Genomic DNA, 8,046 nt, shown 5'->3' on the forward strand with positions numbered 1-8,046 from the left:
GCCTAAGCTTCAGCTCGCCAATTCCCGCTGCAACACCGCACGATCAATCGACCGCTGCCACCCGCAAATCGCCACGCACGCCACGCAGTTGCCAAGCACATTGGTCAGCGACCGGCACTTCATCAACCGCTCCACCCCCAGCAGCAACCCCACCCCTTCCAGCGGCACCAGTTGCAGAATGCTCAAGGTCGCAATCAAGGTGAATAGCGCCGAGCCCGCCACGCTGGTGGAGCTCAACGACGTGATCAGGCACACCGCCAACACGGCGAGCAATTGCGTCACGCTCATCTCGACCCCTGCCAAATGGGCCAGGAACATGATCGCTGTGGTCAGGTAAAGGTTGGTGCCTGCCAGGTTGAAGGTATAACCGGTGGTCAACACCAGGCGCACGAGTTGACGGTCACAGCCAAGGGCTTCAAGTTTGTCCACGCAGCCGGGAAGTGCAGCCACAGACGAGCCGGTAAACATCACCAACAACAACTCTTCTTTTAAATAAATAATCAAGCGAGACAACTTGATACCCGCCCAGCGGGTTATCGCCGCGAACACCAGCATCACAAATAACGCGCAAACCAGATAAATAACCAGTACAAACTTCAACAACGGCAATACCGAACTAACTCCGTATTTACCCACCACAAACGCCATCGCACCAAACGCCGCCAGCGGGGCAAATTTCAACATTATGCGCAGCAGGTAAAATAGCCCTTGAACCCCGGTTTCGAGCCAACCCAGGCAACGATTGCCCACACGGCTTCCACGCCCCAGCAGCAGACCGCAAATGATCGCGACAAGCATCACTTGCAGCACAAAGCTCTGGGTAAATACGTGATACAGCGTCGAAGACGCCGACAACAGCGACAATTCGTGCAGAAACCCATCCGTCGGTAACGGTGGCGCGGGCAACGCGCTGTGTTCCAGGTTGAACACTAAGCCCGTCGCCATGCCGGCCACCAGCGCAAGGCAGGACATCAACTGGAAGTACACAATAATGCGCCGCACCACGTGCCGGTGATGGGGCTCGCGCTTGATACCGGCGACCCCGGTGGACACCAGCACAAACAACAGGAAAGGCATTAATAAGCCGACGACTTTTATAAACGCATCACTGAGCAGTTTCATCTCGATGGCCAGGTCCGGCAACACCAAACCCAACGTCATGCCCAGTGCGATGGCAATCAAGATAGGCAGGGTTCCATTCGTGGCGTATCGGTTCGGCATCGGTACTCCAACGTGCTTTATTTATTGTTATTGTCGTGACCTGCGGCTTTGGGCATATTAACCGCCTGGCCGCTGCAGGCCGCAAATAATAAAGTCTTGTCACGGGATATACCACCATGGAACTTCGCCATTTACGCTATTTCATCATGGTGGCTGAAGAGCGACATTTCACCCGTGCCGCCGCGCGCCTGAACATGCAGCAACCGCCCCTCAGCCAACAGATTCGCGCGCTGGAAACCGAGCTGGGGTTTGACCTGTTCAAACGTCACCCCAAAGGCGTCGACCTCACTGCCGGCGGCCTGGTGTTTCTCGATGAAGCGCGGGTGATCCTCGCCCGCGTCGAGCACGGCGCGCTCAAGGCATCCCGCGCCGCCCAGGGTATCGAGGGCACGCTGGTGGTGGCCTTCACCAGCTCCGCCGCCGCCCACCCGCTGATCCCGCGCATCATCCGCGCCTACCGCGAGCGTTTTCCTGGCGTCGAGCTGTCGATCAACGAAGGCAGCGCCCGCGAAGTGACTGAAGACACCATTGAAAAACGCATCGACATCGGCATCCTGCGCGCGCCGGTCAGCACCCATCAGAGCCTCACGTTCCACCGCCTGCTCAACGAAGAAATGCTGCTCGCGCTGCCCACCGGCCACCCGCTGTTGAACGACGCCGCGATTCCATTGGCCGCCCTCAAAGACGAACGCTTCATCCTCGTGCGCCGCCCCGGCGCGCCGGGCATGTACGCCAACCTGATCAAGGCCTGCCAGAACGCCGGCTTCGAGCCGAAAATCGCTTTTGAGGTGGAGCGCATGCTCACCAACGTCAGCCTGGTGGCCGCCGGAGAAGGCATCTCGGTGGTGCCGGCATCGATGCGCGATATACACCGCGAAAGCGTGGTGTATTGCCGGATCAAGGACGCCCGCCCCAAGCTGCTGGCACCGATTACCCTGGTGCGGCGTACGTTCAATCCGTCGGCGCCGCTGCAGAATTTCATCGCGCTGGCGCGGGAACTGGGCGGGGTGTATCGCAAGGGATAACGCGCTTGCTACCCTGCCCCTCCCGCCCTCATGGACGCGCGCTTTTGCAGATTGATCCCGCTTTCATCCTTCACCAAACCGAGCACTGGCAGCTCAACCATCACCTGACCTCGAAGCTGCCGGGCTACCTGATGCTGGGCGCCAGGGCGCCTGCCCACTCATTGGCCGAGATGCCGGACGCGGCATTGGCAGAACTGGGTGGCTTGCTCGCCAAGATCCAGCGCGTAATGGAGGCGCAGCTGAAGCCGATATGGCTGTACATCAGCCGCTACGGGCATATGCCGGGGTTCCCGCTGCACTTTCATTTCATCCCGGTGTATGACTGGGTTGAAGCGGCATTCTGGCGGGATCAGCGTTATCGCGTGCTGCAGGATTTTGGCTTGCCGCCTGAAGGCCAGGCACTGACCGATGGCGCAGAACTGACGCTGTTTGTGTGGCGCGAGTTCGGGGAAAACCCGGTGCCGCCGGTGATTCAGGGGCCTTCGGCTGATCAGGTGATACAGCGCCTGCGTGCAGGTTTTCAATCGCTATAAAAACCAAACGTAGGCGCGGTGGAGCCTAGGGGAGGCTGCGAAAGCGGCGGCACTGTCGGCACAGGTGTTGACCGACCCACCGCTTTCGCAGCCTCGCTAAAGCTCGACAACTCCCACAGGGGATCGGTTGTGTGTGTGTGGCAAAACTGGGTTCCAAGCGTCGGGCGATAGTGGGTAAGTTAAACCGGGCGTTGCGCGCAACCTCGTTCAACGTGGGAGCTGTCGAGCTTCAGCGAGGCTGCGAAGGCGGCGGCACTGCCAGCACAGGTGTTGGCTGACCCACCGCTTTCGCAGCCTCGCTAAAGCTCGACAACTCCCACAGAGAAGTTTGTGTGAGTCAGCCAGACAGGCGCTTTTTCATCGGGATACACGCCAACGCCAACCCGGACGGCGAGTGATAAACCGCCGGTTCATCACCTGCATACCCGCACAGCCTGTAGAACCTTGCTGCATTCAACGTCGCATCCAGCACCACTTCTTCAATCGCCAAGTCGCGCGCAACTTGTTCCAGGTGCTCAAGCATCGCCTTGCCATACCCGCGCCCGGTGAAGTCGGGCAGGACAAACAATGCGCCAATTTCGTTGTTATCAAGGTCAAACATCCCGGTGGCGACCGGTTCACCGTTGACCCAGCCCAGGTAAAACGGCTTAGCCAGCAGCGCGCTGTAGCCGTCCTCGGCGGCGCCGCGGGTCCATAGCGCCATTTGCTCGGCGGTGTAGTCGCCAATGCACTGGCTCAGGATGGCGTTGCGGCGAATCTCAAAAGCAGCCTTGCCGTCGTGCAGCGTGGCGCGTTTTATCTCGAGCATTGCGATGTCCCTTCAGGCGTTTTCATTGCCCTCGCGGGTGAATGAAAAACGGTCGATATCCGTGCGCAGCATCCAGCCCTGGCCTTGCCAAAAATGCGCAGCGCTGGTGTTGGTCTTGAACACATCGAGGTGGCATTTCTGAATGCCCAGTTGCTCAAGCGCAGCGAGGCAACGCGCCACCAACGCTTGGGCGATACCCTGGCGGCGATGCTCCGGCAGCACCAACAAATGTTGCAGGTAGCCCCGGCGCCCATCATGGCCGCACATCACGCAGGCGATCAACCGGCCTTCGGCTTCGGCGACGAAACTCAGCGCGGGGTTGCGCGCCAGGTAGCGCTCGGTGGCCTCGCGGGAGTCGGCATCACGCAGGGAAATGCCGGGGGTGTTTTGCATCAATTCGAGCACGGCCTGGTAGTCGGCCGAGGTCATTCCGCGCAGCGTAGGCATTGAGTCGAACCCTGTGGGAGCGGGCTTACCCGCGATGGCGATAGGTCAGAAGAGGCTATCCTCCGGCAGATTACAATCGCGAGCAAGCCCCGAAAACAAGGGCGCTGCGCCCCCCGCCAAACCGCTCTGCATCCGATATTTATGCTCACTTCCCAGCTTAATAATATTTTATTTATGCCTACCCTCCCCCTACCTTGACGTCATGCCCACGCTGAATCCAACTGCATTACGCAAGGACAGACACATGACTCAAGCAATAACAAAAATAGACACGCTGGTGGTGGGAGCCGGTCAGGCAGGCGTCGCCATGAGCGAGCACCTGAGCAAGCAAGGCGTGCCCCACTTGGTGCTGGAGCGCAGCCGTATCGCCGAGCGCTGGCGCACCGGCCGCTGGGATTCGTTGGTCGCCAACGGCCCGGCCTGGCATGACCGCTTCCCTGGGCTGGAATTCGACGACGTCGCCGCCGACGGCTTCGCCCCCAAAGAACGCGTCGCCGATTACTTTGAAGCCTACGCCCGCCAGTTCAATGCGCCGATCCGGACCGGCGTGGACGTCACCTCTGTGGTGCGCAATGTCGGTCGCCCAGGCTTTACCGTGCACACCAGCGACGGCGTGATCGAGGCCAACCGCGTGGTGGCCGCGACCGGGCCGTTCCAGAAGCCGGTGATTCCGGCCATTGCGCCGAAAGACACCGCGCTGCACCAGATCCACTCCGCTGACTACCGCAACCCGGCGCAACTGCCGGCTGGCGCGGTGCTGGTGGTGGGCGCAGGCTCGTCCGGCGTGCAGATCGCCGATGAATTGCAGCGCTCCGGGCGCCAGGTGTACCTGTCGGTCGGCGCCCACGACCGCCCGCCGCGCGCTTATCGCAACCGCGATTTCTGCTGGTGGCTCGGCGTGTTGGGCGAGTGGGACCAGGCAGCCATGAAGCCTGGCCGCGAGCACGTGACCATTGCCGTGAGCGGCGCCCACGGTGGCAAGACCATCGACTTTCGCGAGCTGGCCCAGCAAGGCATGACCCTGGTCGGCCTGACCCAAGCCTTCAACGGCACTACCGCCCGCTTCCAACCCAACCTGGTCGACAACCTGGCACGCGGTGACGAGAACTACCTGGCCCTGCTGGATGCGGCAGACGCCTACATCGAACGCAACGGCCTCGACCTGCCCGTGGAACCCGAAGCACGGCGCGTGTTTCCCGATGCCGACTGCATCAAAAACCCGATTCTGGAACTGGACCTGGCCGAGGCCGGCATCACGTCGATCATCTGGGCCACCGGGTTTGCCGTGGATTACAGCTGGTTGCAGGTCGATGCCTTTGACGCCGCCGGCAAACCGCAACACCAGCGCGGCGTGGCCAGCGAGTCGGGCATCTACTTCCTGGGTTTGCCATGGCAATCGCGCCGGGGCTCGTCGTTTATCTGGGGCGTTTGGCACGACGCCAAATACGTGGCCGATCACATCGCCATCCAGCGCCAATACCTTGAATACCGCGAAGCCGCCCCGCTGATGCGTCCATCCCCTGTCAGCGCCTGATCACTTTTTCCTGGAGTTTTTTTGATGCCTACCCACACTCGCATCCGCATGTTCAACACCAAAGAAACCTATCCCAACCAGAGCCTGGACAATGACCTGTGCCAGGCCGTACGCGCGGGCAACACCGTGTACGTGCGCGGCCAGGTCGGCACCGACTTTGACGGCAACCTGATCGGCCTCGGCGACCCGCGTGCCCAGGCCGAGCAGGCGATGAAAAACGTCAAGCAACTGCTTGAGGAAGCCGGTTCGGACCTGAGCCACATCGTCAAAACCACCACCTACCTGATCGACCCGCGCTACCGCGAGCCGGTGTACCAGGAAGTCGGCAAGTGGCTCAAGGGCGTGTTTCCGATCTCCACCGGGCTGGTGGTCTCGGCCCTGGGCCAGCCGCAGTGGCTGATGGAAATTGACGTGATCGCGGTTATTCCCGAATAAGGAGCCCCACCATGACCTTTTCAATCGTCGGCCGTTGCGCAGACACCGGCCAACTCGGCATCGCCATCAGCTCATCAAGCATCGCCGTGGGCGCGCGCTGCCCGTGGCTGCGCCCCGGCGTGGGCGCGGTGTCGACCCAGAACATCACCCTGCCGGCACTCGGCCCGGACGTGCTCGACCTGCTGGAACAAGGCCTCACGCCGGCCGAGGCCGTCGACAAAGCCCTGACCCGCAACGGCTACAGCCAATACCGGCAACTGACGGCGATTGATCACCTGGGCCGCGCCGTGCATTTCAGCGGCAGCGAAACCCTCGGCACCCACAACGCGGTGGCGGGCGAACAATGCGTGGCGGCGGGCAATATGCTCGCTGACCGCGCGGTGATCGAGGCGATGGTCACCGCCTTTGAACACGGCGAAGGCCAGTTGGCAGACCGGCTGCTGGCCGCTATGCACGCCGCTATCGCCGCCGGTGGCGAAGCCGGCCCGGTGCATTCCGCCGCGCTGGTGGTGGTGGGCGAACTGACCTGGCCAATCATCAACCTGCGCGTGGACTGGGCGGATGAGAGCCCCCTCGGCGAGCTGCAAACCTTGTGGGACGCCTACCGCCCGCAAATGCAGGACTACATCGACCGCGCCCTCTCCCCCGACCGCTCCCCCGGCTACGGCGTGGCCGGAGACGACCGATGAGCCGCAGCCGCGAACTGCTGCAGACGCTGGTGGGGTTTGATACCACCAGCCGCGCGTCCAACCTGCAACTGATCGAGTTCGTGCGCGATTACCTGGCCGGTTTTGGCGTGGCCTGTGAGTTGGTCTACAACGAAGAACGCAGCAAGGCCAACCTGTTTGCCAGCCTCGGCCCGGCGAGCTTGCCGGGCATCGTGCTGTCGGGGCATACCGATGTGGTGCCGGTGGACGGCCAGCCGTGGACAGTGCCGCCGTTTGAGCTGACCGAGCGCGACGGCAAGCTGTTTGGCCGCGGCACTGCCGACATGAAAGGCTACATCGCCTGCGTGCTGGCGCTGGTGCCCGCGTTGGTGGACGCCCACTTGCGCATCCCGGTGCACATCGCCCTGTCTTACGACGAGGAAGTCGGGTGCCTCGGCGTGCGCTCGTTGCTCAAGGTGCTGGAACAGCGGCCCGTGAAACCGATGCTGTGCATCATCGGCGAGCCGACCGAGCTCAAACCGGTGCTCGGCCACAAGGGCAAGCTGGCGATGCGCTGTGACGTGCACGGCGAAGCGTGCCACTCGGCGTATGCGCCGTACGGGGTGAATGCCATTGAGCATGCGGCGGATTTGATCGGCGAGCTGGGCCGGATTGGCCAGCGCCTGCGCGAGAAACAGGACCCGCGGTTTGATCCGCCGTTCAGCACGGTGCAGACCGGCGTGATTGCCGGGGGCAAGGTGCTGAATATCGTGCCCGCCGATTGCCGGTTTGATTTTGAAGTGCGCGCGTTGCCATCGCAGGACCCGGCTGAAGTGGCGTCAGAGCTGCAGGCGTACGCCGAACAACAGGTGCTGCCGCGCATGCAAGCCGTGAGCGCGCAGAGTGCGATCACGTTTACCCAGTTGTCGGCCTACCCCGGCCTCGTCACCGATGAGCGCAGCCAGGCGGCGGAGCTGATAGCAGCGTTCAGCGGCTCGCGGGAATTTGGCACCGTGGCGTTTGGTACTGAAGGTGGGTTGTTTGATGCAGTGGGCATCCCCACCGTGGTGTGCGGCCCCGGGAGCATGGACCAGGGGCACAAGCCGGATGAGTTTGTGAGTGTGGAACAGTTGAATGGCTGCGATGCCATGCTGCAGCGCTTGCTCGACTCGATTCGCGCCTGAGCCACCGACCTGACCAACACCACAAATCTCCTGTGGGACATCAACTGTGGGAGCTGGCTTGCCTGCGATGGCCATTAGTATCTACACAACTTTCAAGGCTGAAAAATCTCCCTGTAGTGAGCTGGCTTGCCCCGCGCTGCGCTGCGAAGCGGCCCCAACAAAGACTCCGCCGAGTTCCAGATAGAACCAGGTCGCCTGGTTTGGGGCCGCTT

General features: G+C 61.9%; 9 protein-coding genes. 6 read left to right on the forward strand and 3 right to left on the reverse strand.

Features of this window, described 5'->3' with window-relative positions; translation table 11 throughout:
- Positions 1-9: 9 nt before the first annotated feature.
- Positions 10-1,221, reverse strand: coding sequence for a cation:dicarboxylate symporter family transporter (locus tag WBB95_RS02555; RefSeq protein WP_424486149.1), 1,212 nt, complete (start codon positions 1,219-1,221; stop codon positions 10-12).
- Positions 1,222-1,337: 116 nt separating this feature from the next.
- Between WBB95_RS02555 and WBB95_RS02560 the strand changes: the two genes are divergently transcribed.
- Together WBB95_RS02560 and WBB95_RS02565 are read left to right on the forward strand one after the other, a co-directional pair.
- Positions 1,338-2,246, forward strand: coding sequence for a LysR family transcriptional regulator (locus WBB95_RS02560; protein ID WP_424486150.1), 909 nt, complete (start codon positions 1,338-1,340; stop codon positions 2,244-2,246).
- Between the two features lie 44 nt (positions 2,247-2,290).
- Positions 2,291-2,779: an HIT family protein gene (locus tag WBB95_RS02565; RefSeq protein ID WP_424486151.1), complete on the forward strand. Its 489-nt coding sequence runs from the start codon at positions 2,291-2,293 to the stop codon at positions 2,777-2,779.
- A gap of 337 nt (positions 2,780-3,116) precedes the next feature.
- Here the strand turns inward: WBB95_RS02565 and WBB95_RS02570 are convergent, their stop codons facing one another.
- Complete coding sequence (locus WBB95_RS02570) at positions 3,117-3,587, reverse strand: GNAT family N-acetyltransferase (RefSeq protein WP_424486152.1); 471 nt, start codon at positions 3,585-3,587, stop codon at positions 3,117-3,119.
- Between the two features lie 12 nt (positions 3,588-3,599).
- Entirely contained in the window at positions 3,600-4,034 is a 435-nt protein-coding gene (locus WBB95_RS02575) for a GNAT family N-acetyltransferase (RefSeq protein WP_424486153.1), read from the reverse strand.
- A 202-nt stretch (positions 4,035-4,236) separates the two neighbouring features.
- Here WBB95_RS02575 and WBB95_RS02580 point away from each other — a divergent pair, with 202 nt between their 5' ends.
- Genes WBB95_RS02580 through argE form a run of 4 tightly spaced genes read left to right on the forward strand, consistent with a single transcriptional unit; the run spans position 4,237 to position 7,834 of the window.
- Positions 4,237-5,568: a flavin-containing monooxygenase gene (locus WBB95_RS02580; protein WP_424486154.1), complete on the forward strand. Its 1,332-nt coding sequence runs from the start codon at positions 4,237-4,239 to the stop codon at positions 5,566-5,568.
- A 24-nt stretch (positions 5,569-5,592) separates the two neighbouring features.
- Positions 5,593-6,003: a RidA family protein gene (locus WBB95_RS02585; RefSeq protein ID WP_003207327.1), complete on the forward strand. Its 411-nt coding sequence runs from the start codon at positions 5,593-5,595 to the stop codon at positions 6,001-6,003.
- Positions 6,004-6,014: 11 nt separating this feature from the next.
- On the forward strand, positions 6,015-6,692 hold the full coding sequence (locus tag WBB95_RS02590; RefSeq protein WP_424486155.1) for a DUF1028 domain-containing protein: 678 nt from the start codon (positions 6,015-6,017) through the stop codon (positions 6,690-6,692).
- A complete protein-coding gene (gene argE / locus WBB95_RS02595; RefSeq protein WP_424486156.1) occupies positions 6,689-7,834 on the forward strand; it encodes an acetylornithine deacetylase in 1,146 nt (381 codons plus the stop codon). Before WBB95_RS02590 ends, argE begins: the two co-directional genes overlap by 4 nt.
- Positions 7,835-8,046 lie beyond the last annotated feature (212 nt).

The sequence above is a fragment of the Pseudomonas sp. genome (assembly GCF_049645325.1).
Lineage (GTDB): Bacteria > Pseudomonadota > Gammaproteobacteria > Pseudomonadales > Pseudomonadaceae > Aquipseudomonas.

Excerpts from the sequence above, each read along its gene's own strand:
- WBB95_RS02575 (WP_424486153.1), bottom strand. The coding sequence starts at position 4,034 with ATGCCTACGCTGCGCGGAATGACCTCGGCCGACTACCAGGCCGTGCTC.
- WBB95_RS02580 (WP_424486154.1), top strand. The coding sequence starts at position 4,237 with ATGCCCACGCTGAATCCAACTGCATTACGCAAGGACAGACACATGACT.
- WBB95_RS02585 (WP_003207327.1), top strand. The coding sequence starts at position 5,593 with ATGCCTACCCACACTCGCATCCGCATGTTCAACACCAAAGAAACCTAT.
- argE (WP_424486156.1), top strand. The coding sequence starts at position 6,689 with ATGAGCCGCAGCCGCGAACTGCTGCAGACGCTGGTGGGGTTTGATACC.
- WBB95_RS02560 (WP_424486150.1), top strand. The coding sequence starts at position 1,338 with ATGGAACTTCGCCATTTACGCTATTTCATCATGGTGGCTGAAGAGCGA.
- WBB95_RS02590 (WP_424486155.1), top strand. The coding sequence starts at position 6,015 with ATGACCTTTTCAATCGTCGGCCGTTGCGCAGACACCGGCCAACTCGGC.
- WBB95_RS02555 (WP_424486149.1), bottom strand. The coding sequence starts at position 1,221 with ATGCCGAACCGATACGCCACGAATGGAACCCTGCCTATCTTGATTGCC.
- WBB95_RS02570 (WP_424486152.1), bottom strand. The coding sequence starts at position 3,587 with ATGCTCGAGATAAAACGCGCCACGCTGCACGACGGCAAGGCTGCTTTT.